The following is a 15,015-nucleotide window of genomic DNA, read 5'->3' on the forward strand; positions in this document are numbered from 1 at the left end:
GGCGGATCTTCCGCAGGTCCCGCTGCAGCCCCAACCGCATGACGTCAATCGCCAAGGCCGTCCTCACCCTGGAGTTGCAACGCTGAAGAAGCTCAGTGGAGTCCAGCGAGTCGAAGCAGCAACGACTTCACATCGGTGGCCGCGAGATGGCCCGATACGGCGCGGGGGGTGGAGCACACGATGAGCGGACCTGTGTCCTCGCTCTCGGGGAGGCGGCCATGGCTGCCGCGAATAGGCGAGGGGTCGAGCGGTACGACCGCGAGCCGGTAGCGCATGCCGAGCTTCTTGCGTGCGACCGCCGTGGCCGCCTTCACCCGGACATAGGGATCGAGGGGGTCCATGAACAGCTCGGCGGGGTCGTAGCCGGGCTTCCGGTGGATCTCCACGAGCTGCGCGAAGTCGGGGGCGCGTGCGTCGTCCAGCCAGTAGTAGTACGTGAACCATGCCTCCGGCTCCGCGATGGCGACGAGCTCGCCCGAGCGGGGATGGTCGAGGCCGTGCGCCTTCTTGCCCTCGTCGTCCAGCAGCCTTTCGACGCCGGGGAGCGCGGCGAGGACGTCACGGGTGACCGCGAGGTCCTCGGGCCGGCGGACGTAGACGTGGGCGAGCTGGTGGTCGGCGACGGCGAAGGCCCGGGAGGCCATGGGATCCAGGTACTCCATGCCGTCCTGGACGTGGACGTCGAGCAGACCGGCGCGGCGCAGGGCCCGGTTGATGTCGACGGGCCGGGTGACGGGGGTGATGCCGTACTCGGAGAGGGCGACGACGGTGCGCCCCTCCGACCGGGCGTCCTCCAGCAGCGGCGCCATGGTCGCGTCGAGGTCGCGGGCGGCTCGGTGGGCACGCGGATCGTCGGGGCCGTAGCGCTGGAGGTCGTAGTCGAGGTGCGGGAGGTAGCAGAGGGCGAGGTCGGGGTGGCGGGTGTCGATGATGTGGCGGGTGGCGTCCACGATCCACCGGCTCGACACGAGGTCGGCGCCCGGGCCCCAGAAGTGGAAGAGGGGGAAGGTGCCGCATTTCTCGGTGAGTTCGTCGTGGAGGGCGGGTGGGCGTGTGTAGCAGTCGGGTTCCTTGCGGCCGTCGGCGTAGTAGACGGGGCGGGGTGTGACGGTGATGTCGGTGTCGGCGCCCATGGCGTACCACCAGCAGACGTTGGCGACGGTGTAGCCGGGGTGGACGCGGCGTGCAGCGTCCCAGAGCCTGTCGCCGGAGACGAGTCCGTTGTTCTGGCGCCACAGCAGGACGTCGCCGAGTTCGCGGAAGTACCAGCCGTTGCCGACGACGCCGTGTTCGGAGGGGAGGGTTCCGGTGAGGAAGGTGGACTGGGCGGCACAGGTCACGGCCGGCAGGACGGTGCCGAGCGGGGCGTGTGAGCCGGTGCGGGCGAGGTTCCCCAGGTGCGGCATGTGGGCGAGCAGACGGGGGGTGAGACCGACGACATCGATGACGAGGAGCGGAGTCGGTCGCACAGGTGTCGGTCGCAGGGGAGTGGGTGGTACGGGGGCGCTCATGGCAGTTCCTTGAGGCCGAGGTCGGTGAGGAGGTCGCGGGCGAGGCCGAGTTCCGCGGCGATGCCGTCGGCGAGCCGGGCGCGGGTCCGGGGACGCAGCTCGGGCGGGAGCGCCTGCCAGGTGTAGGTCTCGACTTCGAGGTGGTGGGTGCGCGGGGCCGGGCCGCCGACGAGCAGGGCCAGGGTGTCCTTCAGGACCGGAAGGGTCGAGGTGAGGGGTGGTGCCGGGGGCGCGTGCAGGGGGACGTGGAAGTGGGAGCGCCAGGGCGCGGTGTCGGGGAGGGCGTTGCCGTGGAGGGCTTCGGTGAGATCGTCGGTGCCGCGCAGCCCGGCCGGGGTGCGGGTGCGGGTCTGGTGGAGGAAGCGGGGTTCGGCGAAGGCGGCGAGGGCTGCTCGGACCTCCGGAAGGTGCGGATGTTCGGCGTGGAGCGCGGCGGACAGCTGGGCCTTGGGCACGGTCACACCGGCCGCGTCCAGTGCGTCCAGCGCTGTTCGTGGATCTTCGAAGGAGGTGGCGAGGTGGCAGGTGTCCAGGCAGAGGCCGATACGTGGACTCGACACGGCGGTGAGCGGGGCGATCGCGTCGGTGGTCGTCTCGATGACGCAGCCGGGTTCCGGTTCGAGGGCGACCCGTAGGGACTTGCCGGTGAGTTCCCGCAGGGCGTCCAGGCGCTCGGCGAGGGCGACGAGCGCGGTGTGCGCGGAGTCGGCGGCGGGGGTCCGGAAGGCGGTACGCCAGGCGAGCGGCAGCGTGGAGACGGAGCCGTCGATGACGTCGTCGGGGAGGAGTGCGGCGAGGAGACGCGCCAGTTCGGTGGTGTGGTCGAGCCGTTCCGGCCGGGTCCAGTCGGGCTGGTACACGCGGTACTTGACCTCGTCGGCGCCGAAGCCCTCGTAGGGGAAGCCGTTGAGGGTGACCACTTCGAGGCCGCGCCGGTCGAGTTCGCCGCGCAGGGTGCGCAGCGCGGCCGGGTCGGCGGTCAGGGACTGTGCGGCGGCCCGTGCGAGCCAGAGCCCGATGCCGAGACGGTCGCGACCGAGGCGCCTGCGGACGGGTTCGCAGTGGTCGCGGAGCTGGGCGAGGACGCCGTCGAGGGTCTCCGCGGGGTGGACGTTGGTGCAGTAGGCGAGGTGGACGGTGGAGCCGTCGGGGTGGCGGAAGCGCATGGCCGGGCTCCTCTCATTCCCCGCCGCGCAGGATGGAGTTGCCCTCGTGGAGGGCGCCTGGGGAGAGGAGGTCGAGCTGGAGGCGGCCGCTGAGGCCGTAGAAGGCGACGGGGTTGCGCCACAGGACCTGGTCGACGTCGTCGTCGGTGAACCCGGCGGCGAGCATGGCGTCGCCCACCCCGCGTGTCTTGAGGGGGTCGCTGCGGCCCCAGTCCGCGGCCGAGTTGACGAGGATCCTCTCGGTGCCGTGGGCCCTGAGGATCGCGACCATGCGTTCCTCGTCCATCTTCGTGTCGGGGTAGACGGAGAAGCCGAGCCAGGCGCCGCTGTCGGCGGCCTCCTTCACGGTCGTCTCGTTGAGGTGGTCGAGCAGGACGCGTTCCAGCGGCAGGGCTGACGCGCGGACCACGTCGACGGTGCGGCGCAGGCCGGCGAGCTTGTCGCGGTGCGGGGTGTGGACGAGGGCGGGCAGGCCGTGATCGGCGGCCAGCTGGAGTTGTGCGGCGAGTGCGGTGTCCTCGGCGGGCGTCATGGAGTCGTAGCCGATCTCACCGACGGCGACGACGGAGTCCTTGACGAGATAGCGGGGCAGGGCGTCCAGAACGGGGGTGCAGCGGGGGTCGTTCGCCTCCTTGGGGTTGAGGGCGATCGCGCAGTGGTGGGCGATGCCGTGCTGGGCGGCCCGGAAGGGCTCCCAGCCGAGCAGCGCGTCGAAGTAGTCGAAGAAGGAGCCGGGCGACGTGCGGGGCTGGCCGAGCCAGAAGGACGGTTCGACCAGCGCGCGGACACCGGACCGGTACATCGCCTCGTAGTCGTCCGTGGTCCGGGAGGTCATATGGATGTGCGGGTCGAAGATGCGCATCAGGACTCCTCCAGGGGGACGGTGTACGCCAGAGCGCGGTGGAGGTCGGCGGGTACGGGCCGGCCGGCGGCGGCCCGCTCGTCGGCGTGGTCCACGAGCATCCTGGCCAGCTCGGCGTCGGCACGGGCGCGGCGGGGCAGCTCGGCGACGGCGTCGAGGGGCACACCGGTGAACAGGCACTTGAGGACGGCGTGGCGCCAGGCATGGGGAGGGAGATGGGTGGCGGCATACGGTCCGACGGCCGCCGCGAGCAGCCGGGCGTCGTGGGTGCGCAGGGCGTCCTCGACCAGGGGCAGCGCGTCCGGGCCCGGTACGAGGGAGGGGAGGGCGAGGAGTACGGCGCGGCGCTCGGCGGCGGCGCCCTGCCGGTAGAGGCGGTGGAGCGTGCCCGTGTCGGCGCGGGCGGTACGGAGCAGGAGGACGCGTACGGCATCGGCGTGCTCGTGGCCGCAGTGGCGGCCGGCCGAGGCGAACCGCAGCTCCCATGGGGCCGGTGTCGCGGCGGAGGAGGAGGCGCCGGTGGCGGCGGTCGTGGCGGCGGAGGAGGCGCCGGTCGTGGCGGTCGTGGCGGTGGCTGGACCGGCGTGGTCGGCCTCGGCGAGCGCCCGGTGGAGCCAGCCACGGGCGGTCGCGTCGAGGTCCTCTTCGAGTCGGGCAAGGGAGGTCAGCATGCGGAAGCCCCGTCCGTGGCGGGACGGTGAGCGGGGAGGTGGGTGCGGAGGAAGTCGAGTGAGCGGCGGGCCAGTTCGGGTCCCGCGTGGGAATGGCGGGGCAGCTCGACCACCGTCAGCCCCTGGTAGCCGGTGGCGGCGAGGGCCTGGAGCACCGGCGGGAAGTCGACCTCACCGTCGCCGAACGGAAGGTGTTCATGGACGCCTCGGCGCATGTCCTCGATCTGGACATGGCGCAGCCACGGCGCGGCGTCCCGTACACAGTCGGCGGGCGGTGCCGGTTCGAGGCACTGGCAGTGGCCGATGTCGAGGGTGAGCCCGAGTGGTTCGGGGTCGCCGAGGAGTCGGCGGAGGTGGTGGAAGTCGTCGAGGGTGGCGAGGAGATGACCGGGTTCGGGTTCGACGGCGAGGGGGACGCCCATGGCGGCGGCCGCCTCCAGAACGGGGGTGAGTGAGGCTTCGAGCCGCTTCCAGGCGGTGTCCGTGTCGGGCTGGCTCTGCCACCCGGTGCCGGTGCCGGGCCCGTGGCCGGGTCCGTGGCCGGGTCCGGTGGTGGTGGCGATCGGGCCGGTGCTGCGGGGCCCAGCCCCGGGGTCTGTGCCGGTGCCGATCAGGCCGGCGGTACCGGGTCCTGTGCCCGTGCCGCGTACGACGGTGGGCGGCGGGCCGTCGGGGTGCCGGCCGGTGAAGCAGTGCACCGCGTGGGCGCCGAGGTCGGCGGCGATCCGAACGGCACGGACGAGGAAGCGGGTGCGGACGGCCCGCGCGTCCGGGTCCGGGTCGAGCAGGGACGGACCGTGCTTGCGGCGCGGGTCGAGGACATAGCGGGCGCCGGTCTCGACGGTGACGGCGAGGCCCAGCTCGTCCAGGCGTCGGGCGACCCGGCCGGTGCGCGCGGCCAGGTCGGGGGCGAGCGGGTCCAGGTGCATGTGGTCGAGGGTGAGCCCGACACCGTCGTAACCGAGGTCGGCGAGGAGAGCGAGAGCGTCGTCGAGACGGAGGTCGGTCAGGCCGTTGGTGCCATAGCCGAGCCGGAGAGCGGAGCGGGAGGAGGAGGTTGTCGGGCCGGTCGGCCGCGCGGGTGTGCCGTGCTCCGTGCTCATGTGGGGCTGACCTTCCGGGCGAGGGTGCGGGCGAGCGGGGCGAGGGCCAGGACGGCCAGCCCGGTGCCGGGTGCGCCGCTGCGGGCGGCGAGGGTGGCCTGGAGCGGGATCAGGGCGCGGATACCGCCGCCGACGGCGCGCTGCGTGAGGGGAGGTGACGGGTTGAGCGCGGCGTGCAGGAGGGGGACGGCAGCGGTGCGGACGTAGCTCGCGGCGAGGGCGACGGTGGTGAGGCGGGCCGGGCTCGCGGCGGACGCCGGCGCCGGTCGGCGGGCGGTGGGGGTGGCGGCGAGGGCGGCGAGGGCCGCTGTGGCCGCCAGCGCGGCGAGCGGTGCTGCCCAGGAGCCGCCCCGGGCCTCGTGCCGCGACACCGCGGTGACCGCGTAGGTGTGCGCGCCGAGCAGGACCGCCGACGGCACGGCCGCCAGCCGTGTCCGCCCCGTGGCAGGGCTCGGCGTCCTCCTGCCGCCCGGTGGGACGTGCCGCCCGGTGGCCGCGGCGCCGAGCAGGAGGTTCAGGGCGCGGGCCGTGGCCATCGTGGCGGGGGCCGCTCGGGTGTGTTTCAGGCCCAGGTCGTAGGCCCAGACCGCAGTGGCCAGGGCTCCGGCGACGGTGAGGGGCGCGCGGCCGGCGCGGGCCGCCAGGGCGAGGCCCGTGGCGGTGAGCGCCGCCGACGCGGTGAGGGCGGCGCGGGGTGTGATCCGGCCGGAGGGCAGGGGGCGGTGCGGGCGGTCGGCGGCGTCCTCGTCGCGGTCGGCCCAGTCGTTGAGGGCCATGCCCGCCTCGTACAGGCAGAGCGAGGCGCCGATGGCGAGCGCGGTGTTCCGGTCGGGCCGCAGTCCGGCGGCCGTCGCGCCCGCGAGTGCGTCGCCGGGCACGGTGAGCGCGGCGGAGACGCGGAGGAGTTCGGCCCAGGCGCGCGGCCCGCGCCCCGCGCTCGTGGCGTTCATCGGTGGTCCCGCAGCCGGGCAGCGAGGGTGAGCAGCGCGGCGTACTGCTCCGGGAGGGCGGCCGGGGCGCCGTCGTCGGGGTCCTTGAAGTAGAAGCCGAGTTGGGGCAGCGGCCCGGTGAGGCCGGCTTCGTGGGCGCGGGCGACGAGCCGGGCCAGGTCGAGGACCAGGGGTGCGGCGAGGGCCGAGTCGCAGCCCTGCCAGATGGTCTGGAGGATCATGCGGGAGCCGAGGAAGCCGTCGAAGGCGATGTGGTCCCAGGCGGTCTTCCAGTCGCCGAGCGCGGGGACGTCGTCGATGTGGACCTCGCCCTCGGGGAGGTGTCCCAGGGTGTCGGCGAGGACGCGTTCCTTGCCCGCGTTCTTCGCCGCGGCCGCCGCGGGGTCGGCGAGGGCGGCCCCGTCCCCGCCGCCCAGCAGGTTGGTTCCGGACCAGGCCCTGACGGGCAGGGCGCGTTGGACGAACATCGGGGCGAGTACGGAGCGGAGCAGGGTCTGTCCGGTCTTGCCGTCCCGGCCGGCGTGGGGCAGCCGGCAGGCGGCGACGGTGTCGGCGAGGGCGGCGGCGCGCAGCCCGGTGGAGGGGGTGAAGTTGACGTAGGGGCAGCCCGCCCGGAGTGCGGCGGCGGCATACAGCGAGCTGGGCGGGAGCCGGTCCCCCGCCGGTGGCGTCGGTTCGGTGGAGGCGACGTTCACGACGACGGCTCGGTCGAGGCGGTTTCTCGCCAGGAAGTCGCGGAGGTCGGAGGTGTGGGCGGAGATCAGTTCCTCGTCCGTGCGGGTGTCGTCGGGGAGGGGGCCGCCGGTGCGGATCTCCTTGTCGACGGCGGCGAGCTCCTCCCGGACGGCGGCGGCCAGGCCGTGCGGGATGACGCCGGCGGCCGTGAGCTGTTCGGCGCGTTTGGGGAGCGGGCACGTCGCCGTGTCGTGCCCGCCGAAGACCAGTGACGGCAGGGGCGTGAGCCTGCAGTCGGCGAAGGGCGGTGTCTCGGTGACCATGCCCGTCGGCGGGTGCAGTCCGGCTGCGACGGCCGCCCAGCCGGTGACCGTGGTGGTGGCGACGGAGCCACGTGCTCCGATCAGCCAGACCCCGACAGGACGTTCAGCGCGCATGGTCGGCCTCCCTGGTGGTGGGTCGTCGTGGGACGGCGGGCGGGGGTACGGCGCCTCCCCGCCCGCCGCCGTCCTGGGGGGCGCCGCCCGGCCGGAGTCGGCGCGGCGGCCCGGTACGGGCCCCGGCGGCCCGCGCCCCCGCCGCGGCGGCACCGGCGGCACTCGCGGTCACCGTGGCGGCAGCGGCGCGGTTGCCGGTGTTACGTGGGCAGTTCCTTGAGCCGGATGTCGCGGAACGAGACCTGGTCGTCGGGTCCGTGGTTCTGGATGCCGATGTGGCCGTTCCTGAGGCTGCGGGCCGGGTCCGTGTTGGTGAAGTCGTTGATCCGTACGCCGTTGAGGTAGACCCGTACGCGTTCTCCCTCGACCTTGATCTCGAAGGTGTTCCACTGGCCCGGCGGCCGCAGGGCCCGGTCGCGTGCGGCGATGTCGGCGGACCGGAAGCCGTAGACGGCTCCCGTCGTACGGTCGGGGGTGTCGGTCGCGTCGATCTGGATCTCGTAGCCGTTGTGCACCGCCGACCAGGGGTCGTCGGACGGGGGGAAACCGATGAAGACGCCGGAGTTGTCGTCGCCCCTCAGCTTCCAGTCGAGTGTGAGGGAGTACGACGACAGTTCCTCGGCCTGGTACCAGAGGAGTCCCATGCCACCCTCCGAGCGGAGTTCGCCGTCGACGACGTCGAATCTGCCCGGCCCGGCCTGCTTCCAGCCCTCCAGGGTCTCGCCGTTGAAGATCTGGCGGTATCCGGTGCGCGGGGAGCAGTCGGCCGTTACCTGTCCGGTGGCGTAACGCAGTCCGCCGAGGAGGTGCTGCCGGAACGCGGGCTCGGCGTAGGACTGCGCGGTGTGGCCGCCGCCGGTGTAGAAGGCGCGGCCGCCCCGGTAGGTCTGGCACCAGGCGATGGGGTGGTCGCCGTTCATCGTGCCGCCCTGGTAGGTGGTCTCGTCCAGGGTGGCGAGGACGCGGGCCTGGCGGCGCGGGTTGGTGCGGTAGTTGTACCACTCGTCGGTGCGGGTCCAGGCCGCGTCGAGGTGGGCGGTGGCCGGATGCGTGTGGTCCTCGACGCGTACCGTGGCCGGCTGGATCTGCGGGTGCGAGGCGAAGTAGGCGCCGACGAGTCCGCCGTAGAACTCCCAGTCGTATTCGGTGTCGGCGGCCGCGTGGACGCCGGCGTATCCGCCGCCCGCGGCGACGTAGTCCTCGAAGGCGCGCTGTTGTTCGGCGTTGAGGACGTCACCCGTGGTGGAGAGGAAGACGACGGCGTCGTAGCGGGCGAGGTTGGCCGCGGTGAACTGGCCGGCGTCCTCGGTGGCGTCGACGGTGATGGCGCTGCTCGCGCCGAGTTCCCTCAGCGCGGCGATGCCGGCCGGGATGGAGTCGTGGCGGTATCCGGCGGTCTTCGAGAAGACGAGGACCCGTCTGGCGTCCCGGTCGGCCGGGGTGTCGGTGATCTCGAAGTCGTCCACGTCGTACAGCGCTCCCGTTCCGCCCTTGAAGACCAGGAAGAGCGCGGTGGTCCTCCGGGGTGCCGAGGTCAGGGGTACGTCGACGTGCTGGAAGGTCTCCCAGCCGCCGGTCACGGGTACGGGGGTGGATCCGAGGAGTGTGCCGTTCGGGGCCCCGGTCCGTACCTCCAGTGTGCCTCCGGCGCCGGCGGAGGAGATCCGGGCGGTGAGGGTGCGGGCGCCGGTGAGGCGGTACGGGGTGAAGGAGATCCAGTCGCCGTCGTGGATGTCGCCGACGGTCTTGCCGCCGTGTGCGGTGGCCTTGTCGTAGAGGGTGATCCCGGACGAGGCGGTGAAGTGTTCGGCCTGCCGGTGGCGCGGCTGGAGCTGTGCCTGGTCGTGGCCGGTGAGCGGGGCCTGGCCGCCGCCTCCGCCGTCGGTGTACTCGGCGTCGAGGACGCCGAAGATGTCGGCGTTGGGGTCGTGGCCCCCGTCGGCGGACGTCTTGATGGTGCCGGTGCAGCCGGTGGCGGAGGTGATCGGGTGGCCGTGGCTGTCATGGCCGAGGATGTAGGTGACGCGGACCTTGGCGCAGTCGATCGTGCGGTCCTCGGGGTCGGTGACGGTGACCTTGAAGGGGATGTCGTCGCCGAAGGTGAAGAGGGTGCCGTCGGCGGGGAGGTCGAGGGTCACCTTGGGCGCGGTGTTCCCGACGACGACGCGGACACTGGCGGAGCCGGTGCGGCCGGTGGGGTCGGTGGCGGTGACGGTGGCCGTGTAGGTGCCGTTGGTGCGGTAGGTGTGCGTGGGGTTGGCGGTGGTGGAGCGGGTGCCGTCGCCGAAGTCCCAGCTGTACGTGAGGGGGTCGCCGTCGCCGTCGGTGGTGCCGGCGGAGGAGAAGGCGACGCGCAGGGGTGCCTGTCCGGAGGTGCGGTTCGCGGCCGCTTCGGCGACCGGTGAGCGGCCGCCGGTGGCGTTCTCGATGCGGTAGAGGCCGGAGTTGTGGTCGCCGCCGAACCAGGCCGTGCCGTAGTCGAGGACGTACAGGGCCCCGTCGGGTCCGAACGCCATGTCCATCACCTGGGTGCCGGTCCAGGGCACGGGGTTGATGGAGCGGACGGCTCCGGTGCCTTCCGTGTCGTGGTCGATCCGCTTGATCCAGCGGCGGCCGAACTCACCGGCGAAGAAGTCGCCGTCGTATGCCTCGGGGAACTTCAGCGGGGACGGGTTGGCGGCGTCGTACCGGTAGACCGGGCCCCCCATGGGCGACTCGGAGCCGGTGCCGAACTCCGGCAGGGATCCGCCGTCGTAGGGGATCCAGGCCGGTTCGGCGGGCGGCAGGTCGACCAGTCCGGTGTTGTGCGGTGATTCGTTCCTGGGTGCCGCGCAGTCGAAGGCGGATCCCGACACCTTGGTGGCGAAGTCGTAGTCGACGTACGGGGCGTTGTCGCCGACGCAGAACGGCCAGCCGAAGTTGCCGGGCTTGGTCACGCGGGCGAACTCGACCTGTCCGGCCGGGCCGCGCCCGGGGTCGGCCGCACCGGCGTCGGGCCCGTAGTCGCCGACGTACAGCACGCCCGTTGTCCGGTCGACGCTGAAGCGGAAGGGGTTTCGGAAGCCCATGGCGTAGATCTCGGGCCGGGTCTTCGGGGTGCCGGGCGCGAAGAGGTTGCCTTCGGGGACCGTGTAGGAGCCGTCGGCGGCGACCTTGATGCGGAGGATCTTGCCGCGCAGGTCGTTGGTGTTGCCTGAGGTGCGGCGGGCGTCGTACGCGGGGTTGCGGCCGGGGCGCTCGTCGATCGGGGTGAAGCCGTCGGAGGCGAACGGGTTGGAGTCGTCGCCGGTCGACAGGTACAGGTTGCCCTGGGCGTCGAAGTCGATGTCGCCGCCGACGTGACAGCAGATGCCCCGGGTGGCGGGGATGTCGATGACCTTCTTCTCGCTGGTGTCGTCGAGGGTGAAGTCGGCACGGAGGACGAACCGGGAGAGCCGGTTGACCCCGTCGTACGGGGCGAAGTCGGCGGCGGTGCCGTCGCTGGGCGCGTCGCCTGGCGGGGTGTCGAGCGGGGGCGCGTAGTAGAGGTAGACGGCCCGGTTGTCGGCGAAGTCCGGGTCCAGGGCGATGCCTTGGAGCCCTTCCTCGTCGTGGGAGTAGACCGGGACGGTGCCGACGACGGCGGTGTTGCCGGCCGCGTCGGTACGGCGGAGTTCGCCGTTGCGGGAGGTGTGCAGGACGCTGCGGTCGGGCAGCACGGCCAGCGACATGGGTTCGCCGACCTCCTCGGCGCCCTTCGCGAGGGTGACCTGCTGGAACTCCTCGGCGGTGGTGTCGGTGGCGGTCCGGGCCCCGTTCTCGGGTGCCGGTGCGGCCGTGCCCTGCGGGGCGCCGATGCCGAGGGTGGTGAGGGCGAGCATGCCGCCGGTGAGGAGGGCGAGTGTTCTGCGGGACCGTGGCCGGTGTCTGGGACGTGGTGTGTGCACGGGTGTCCTCCGGAGGTGGCCGGTGGGCCGGTTGTACGGGCGGGGTTGCCGTAGGCGGGCGGCCGCGGGGCCGCGCCGGGTTGTCCGGGGACCGGCGTGCGCCGTCACGCTGGTCGTGGTGCGGGGGTGCGGTGGGGGGTGGTGCGCGGAGGTGCGTGTGTGCGGTGGTGCGGATGCGCGAGGGGCGCGGGAGTGCCGGTCCGGAACCGCGGGAGCACTCAGGTCCAGACCTGTGTCCTGTACACCTCAAAGACGGTAGCGAGGTTCGTCCTGTCCGGAAACCCCTTGCGCGGCAGTGGAGTCGAACTTCTTCCCCACGCAGGACAAAGCGGTGCGCGGGCAGGCCGGACCGCCGGGTGGCGTCGGCCACCCGGTCGTACGGACGGCCTACTCGGCGCCCCCGAACGCGGCGTCGAACGACGCGGCCGGCGGATCGAAGTCGTACCGCCTCAGCGTGGCGAGGGCCTCCGGCGCGCCCGTCAGCCGGTCCATCCCGGCGTCCTCCCACTCCACCGAGACGGGCCCGTCGTAGCCGATGGACCGCAGCATCCGGAACACGTCCTCCCACGGCACGTCGCCGTGCCCTGCCGACACGAAGTCCCATCCGCGCCTGGGGTCGCCCCAGGGCAGGTGCGAGCCCAGCCGGCCGTTGCGGCCGTCGAGCCGCTTGCGCGCCTCCTTGCAGTCCACGTGGTAGATCCGGTCCCGGAAGTCGTAGAGGAATCCGACCGGATCGAGGTCCTGCCACACGAAGTGGGACGGGTCGAAGTTCAGCCCGAAGGCGGGCCGCCGGTCCACGGCCTCCAGCGCCCGCGCGGTCGTCCAGTAGTCGTAGGCGATCTCGCTCGGGTGCACCTCGTGGGCGAAGCGCACGCCCTCCGCGTCGAAGACGTCCAGGATCGGGTTCCAGCGCTCGGCGAAGTCCTCGTAGCCGCGCGCGATCATCCGCTCCGGGACCGGCGGGAACATCGCCACCAGATGCCAGATGGACGAACCGGTGAAGCCGACGACGGTCCGTACGCCGAAGGCGGCGGCCGCCCGCGCGGTGTCCGCCAGTTCGCGCGCCGCCCGCCGCCGTACGCCCTCGGGGTCGCCGTCGCCCCAGATCCTGGCGGGCACGATGGCCCGGTGGCGTTCGTCGATGGGATGGTCGCAGACGGCCTGGCCGACGAGATGGTTGGAGACGGCCCAGCACCGCAGGCCGTACCTGTCGAGCAACGCCCGGCGCCGGTCCAGGTACGACGGGTCGGCCAGCGCCTTGTCCACCTCGAAGTGGTCGCCCCAGCAGGCGAGTTCCAGGCCGTCGTAACCGAAGTCGCGGGCGAGCCGGCAGACCTCCTCCAGCGGCAGGTCCGCCCACTGTCCGGTGAAGAGGGTGAAGGGTCGTGACATCAGGGGCCTCCTACCGGGGTACGGGGGTGTAGACGGCGTTCTTCTCCGCGCTCTCGGCGACCGCCGCCAGCACCCGCTGCACCTGGAGCCCGTCCGCGAACGACGGGGCGGGGTCGGTGCCCGACGCGATCGCGTGCACCAGGTCGCGAGCCTGGTGGGCGAAGGTGTGCTCGTAGCCGAGGGCGTGACCGGGCGGCCACCATGCCTCCAGGTACGGATGCTCCGGCTCGGTCACGAGGATCCGCCGGAACCCGGCCGACGCGGCGGGTTCGGTGTGGTCGTGGAACGACAGCTCGTTGAGCCGTTCGAGGTCGAAGGCGAGCGAACCGCGCTCGCCGTTGATCTCGAGGCGCAGCGCGTTCTTGCGGCCCGCCGCCATGCGGGTCGCCTCGAACGAGGCGAGCGCGCCCGAGGCGAGGCGCCCGGTGAACACGGTCGCGTCGTCCACGGTCACCTGCCCGCGCCCGGTGCCTCCGGCCGCCGACAGCCCGGCGGACGCACCGGCGAGCAGCGGCCGCTCCCGTACGAAGGTCTCGGCGAGTGCCGACACGCCCACCAGCGGCTCCCCCGCCAGGTACTGCGCGAGGTCCACGATGTGCGCGCCGAGGTCGCCGAGGGCACCGGATCCCGCGTGTTCCCGCTCCAGCCGCCAGGTCAGCGGGAAGTCGGGGTCGACCAGCCAGTCCTGGAGGTAGGTCACGCGTACGTGGCGCAGCGCGCCGAGCCGCCCGTCGGCGACGAGCCGCCGTGCGTACGCCACGGCGGGCACGCGCCGGTAGTTGAAGCCCACCATGGCGATCTGGCCGCGTCCGCGTGCCCTGGCAGCCGCGTCGGCCATCGCCTCGGCCTCGGTGACGCTGTTGGCGAGGGGTTTCTCGCACAGGACGTGTTTGCCCGCCTCCAGCGCGGCGACGGCGATCTCCGCATGGCTGTCGCCCGGGGTGCAGATGTCCACCAGCCGCACGTCGTCGCGGGCCACGAGGTCCCGCCAGTCGGTCTCGGCGGCGGCCCAGCCGTGCCGGTCGGCGGCGGCCCGCACGGCGTCGGCGTCGCGGCCGCAGATCGCGGCGAGCTCGGGCCGCAGCGGCAGGTCGAAGACCCGGCCGGCGGTGCGCCAGCCCTGCGAGTGGGCGGCGCCCATGAACGCGTATCCGATCATGCCGATGCCGATGGTGGGCGGCGATGCCTGGGTGTCCGTCCGTTCCTTCCGGGCCATACGGGTTCCTCCTCGTCGGTTGCTCGGTGGGGGCGGGCGGCCCGGGTCAGCTGAAGCCCGTCGGCAGGTAGTCGTCGACGTTGTCCTTGGTCACCACGGCCGAGTACAAGGTGATCGATGCCGGGATCTCCAGCTCCGACATCCCGCTGACGCCCTTCTTCTGGCCGAGGGCCCGCGCCAGGTCGATCGCGGAGGCGGCCATGGTCGGCGGGTACAGCACGGTGGCCTTCAGCACGCTGTCGTCGGCCTTGATGGCCTCCATGGCCGACTTGGCGCCCGCGCCGCCCACCATCAGGAAGTCGTCGCGCCCGGCCTGCCGGATCGCGCGGAGCGCGCCGACCCCCTGGTCGTCGTCGTGGTTCCAGAGCGCGTCGAATCGCTGCTGGGCCTGGAGCAGCTGGGCCGTCTTCGCCTGCCCCGACTCGACGGTGAACTCGGCCGCCTGCCGCGCCACCTTCCTGATGTTGGGGTAGTTCTCGAGGGCGTCGTCGAAACCCTGGGTGCGCTGCCTGGTCAGCTCAAGGTTGTCGAGTCCGGCGAGTTCCACGACGGTCGCGTCCGGCTTGTCCTTGAGCTGTTCGCCGATGTACCGGCCCGCGTTGAGGCCCATGCCGTAGTTGTCGCCGCCGATCCAGCAGCGGTACGCCTGCGGGGAGGCGAAGATCCGGTCCAGGTTGACGACGGGGATGCCCGCTCTCATCGCCTGGAGGCCGACCTGGGTCAGCGCCTTGCCGTCGGCGGGCAGGATCACCAGGACGTCGACCTTCTTGTTGATCAGGGTCTGGATCTGGCCGATCTGGGCGGCGGTGTCATTGGAGCCCTCGGTGATCTCCAGGGTGACGTCGCCGTACTTCTTCGCGCGTTCCTCGGCGTTCTGGTTGATGGCGTTCAGCCAGCCGTGGTCGGCCTGCGGTCCGGCGAAGCCGATGGTGACGGGTTTCCCGGGCTTGTCGTCGGCGGCGGGGGCCCGGTCCGTCGCGACGGCGGAGTTCTGGGGTTCGTTGCTGGTGCAGGCGGTGAGCAGGGCGCCCGCGGAGACGGCTGCGGTGCCGAACAGCAGCCCTCTGCGGCTGGTTTCTGGCATGGCGGTGATGCCCCCTTCGGTG

At 72.7% G+C, this 15,015-nt stretch carries 11 protein-coding genes and 1 pseudogene; 1 reads left to right on the top strand and 11 read right to left on the bottom strand.

Features of this window, described 5'->3' with window-relative positions; translation table 11 throughout:
* A pseudogene (locus ACGF5U_RS18040) lies at positions 1-86 on the top strand (IS5/IS1182 family transposase); the annotation flags it as partial.
* A gap of 6 nt (positions 87-92) precedes the next feature.
* Here ACGF5U_RS18040 and ACGF5U_RS18045 read toward each other — a convergent pair.
* The 11 genes from ACGF5U_RS18045 to ACGF5U_RS18095 form a co-directional block, all read right to left on the bottom strand.
* Complete coding sequence (locus ACGF5U_RS18045; RefSeq protein ID WP_392715821.1) at positions 93-1,511, bottom strand: alkaline phosphatase family protein; 1,419 nt, start codon at positions 1,509-1,511, stop codon at positions 93-95.
* Positions 1,508-2,677: a metabolite traffic protein EboE gene (eboE, locus tag ACGF5U_RS18050; protein WP_392715819.1), complete on the bottom strand. Its 1,170-nt coding sequence runs from the start codon at positions 2,675-2,677 to the stop codon at positions 1,508-1,510. The genes ACGF5U_RS18045 and eboE overlap by 4 nt, the downstream gene beginning before the upstream one ends.
* A 13-nt stretch (positions 2,678-2,690) precedes the next feature.
* Positions 2,691-3,539: a TatD family hydrolase gene (locus ACGF5U_RS18055; RefSeq protein ID WP_392715817.1), complete on the bottom strand. Its 849-nt coding sequence runs from the start codon at positions 3,537-3,539 to the stop codon at positions 2,691-2,693.
* Positions 3,539-4,210, bottom strand: a complete 672-nt coding sequence (locus ACGF5U_RS18060) for an EboA domain-containing protein (protein WP_392715815.1) — start codon at positions 4,208-4,210, stop codon at positions 3,539-3,541. The genes ACGF5U_RS18055 and ACGF5U_RS18060 overlap by 1 nt, the downstream gene beginning before the upstream one ends.
* Positions 4,204-5,313, bottom strand: coding sequence for a sugar phosphate isomerase/epimerase family protein (locus tag ACGF5U_RS18065; RefSeq protein WP_392715814.1), 1,110 nt, complete (start codon positions 5,311-5,313; stop codon positions 4,204-4,206). The genes ACGF5U_RS18060 and ACGF5U_RS18065 overlap by 7 nt, the downstream gene beginning before the upstream one ends.
* Positions 5,310-6,263 carry an SCO3242 family prenyltransferase gene (locus ACGF5U_RS18070; protein ID WP_392715812.1) on the bottom strand — a complete coding sequence of 318 codons (954 nt, stop codon included), beginning with the start codon at positions 6,261-6,263 and terminating at the stop codon, positions 5,310-5,312. The genes ACGF5U_RS18065 and ACGF5U_RS18070 overlap by 4 nt, the downstream gene beginning before the upstream one ends.
* Positions 6,260-7,375: an inositol-3-phosphate synthase gene (locus ACGF5U_RS18075; protein WP_392715810.1), complete on the bottom strand. Its 1,116-nt coding sequence runs from the start codon at positions 7,373-7,375 to the stop codon at positions 6,260-6,262. Before ACGF5U_RS18075 ends, ACGF5U_RS18070 begins: the two co-directional genes overlap by 4 nt.
* A 200-nt stretch (positions 7,376-7,575) precedes the next feature.
* Positions 7,576-11,235, bottom strand: a complete 3,660-nt coding sequence (locus ACGF5U_RS18080; protein WP_392715847.1) for a ThuA domain-containing protein — start codon at positions 11,233-11,235, stop codon at positions 7,576-7,578.
* 453 nt (positions 11,236-11,688) lie between these two features.
* Complete coding sequence (locus ACGF5U_RS18085; RefSeq protein ID WP_392715808.1) at positions 11,689-12,693, bottom strand: sugar phosphate isomerase/epimerase family protein; 1,005 nt, start codon at positions 12,691-12,693, stop codon at positions 11,689-11,691.
* A 10-nt stretch (positions 12,694-12,703) separates the two neighbouring features.
* Positions 12,704-13,909 (bottom strand): Gfo/Idh/MocA family protein, encoded by a 1,206-nt coding sequence (locus ACGF5U_RS18090; protein ID WP_392715806.1) that lies wholly within the window; start codon positions 13,907-13,909, stop codon positions 12,704-12,706.
* 46 nt (positions 13,910-13,955) lie between these two features.
* A complete protein-coding gene (locus ACGF5U_RS18095; RefSeq protein WP_392715804.1) occupies positions 13,956-14,993 on the bottom strand; it encodes a substrate-binding domain-containing protein in 1,038 nt (345 codons plus the stop codon).
* Positions 14,994-15,015 lie beyond the last annotated feature (22 nt).

The sequence above is a fragment of the Streptomyces sp. NPDC047886 genome (genome assembly GCF_043204435.1).
Classification (GTDB): Bacteria; Actinomycetota; Actinomycetes; order Streptomycetales; family Streptomycetaceae; genus Streptomyces.

Bases quoted from the DNA above. Each gene is read 5' to 3' on its own strand.
- ACGF5U_RS18045 (WP_392715821.1), bottom strand. From the start codon at position 1,511: ATGAGCGCCCCCGTACCACCCACTCCCCTGCGACCGACACCTGTGCGA.
- eboE (WP_392715819.1), bottom strand. From the start codon at position 2,677: ATGCGCTTCCGCCACCCCGACGGCTCCACCGTCCACCTCGCCTACTGC.
- ACGF5U_RS18055 (WP_392715817.1), bottom strand. From the start codon at position 3,539: ATGCGCATCTTCGACCCGCACATCCATATGACCTCCCGGACCACGGAC.
- ACGF5U_RS18060 (WP_392715815.1), bottom strand. From the start codon at position 4,210: ATGCTGACCTCCCTTGCCCGACTCGAAGAGGACCTCGACGCGACCGCC.
- ACGF5U_RS18065 (WP_392715814.1), bottom strand. From the start codon at position 5,313: ATGAGCACGGAGCACGGCACACCCGCGCGGCCGACCGGCCCGACAACC.
- ACGF5U_RS18070 (WP_392715812.1), bottom strand. From the start codon at position 6,263: ATGAACGCCACGAGCGCGGGGCGCGGGCCGCGCGCCTGGGCCGAACTC.
- ACGF5U_RS18075 (WP_392715810.1), bottom strand. From the start codon at position 7,375: ATGCGCGCTGAACGTCCTGTCGGGGTCTGGCTGATCGGAGCACGTGGC.
- ACGF5U_RS18080 (WP_392715847.1), bottom strand. From the start codon at position 11,235: ATGCTCGCCCTCACCACCCTCGGCATCGGCGCCCCGCAGGGCACGGCC.
- ACGF5U_RS18085 (WP_392715808.1), bottom strand. From the start codon at position 12,693: ATGTCACGACCCTTCACCCTCTTCACCGGACAGTGGGCGGACCTGCCG.
- ACGF5U_RS18090 (WP_392715806.1), bottom strand. From the start codon at position 13,909: ATGGCCCGGAAGGAACGGACGGACACCCAGGCATCGCCGCCCACCATC.
- ACGF5U_RS18095 (WP_392715804.1), bottom strand. From the start codon at position 14,993: ATGCCAGAAACCAGCCGCAGAGGGCTGCTGTTCGGCACCGCAGCCGTC.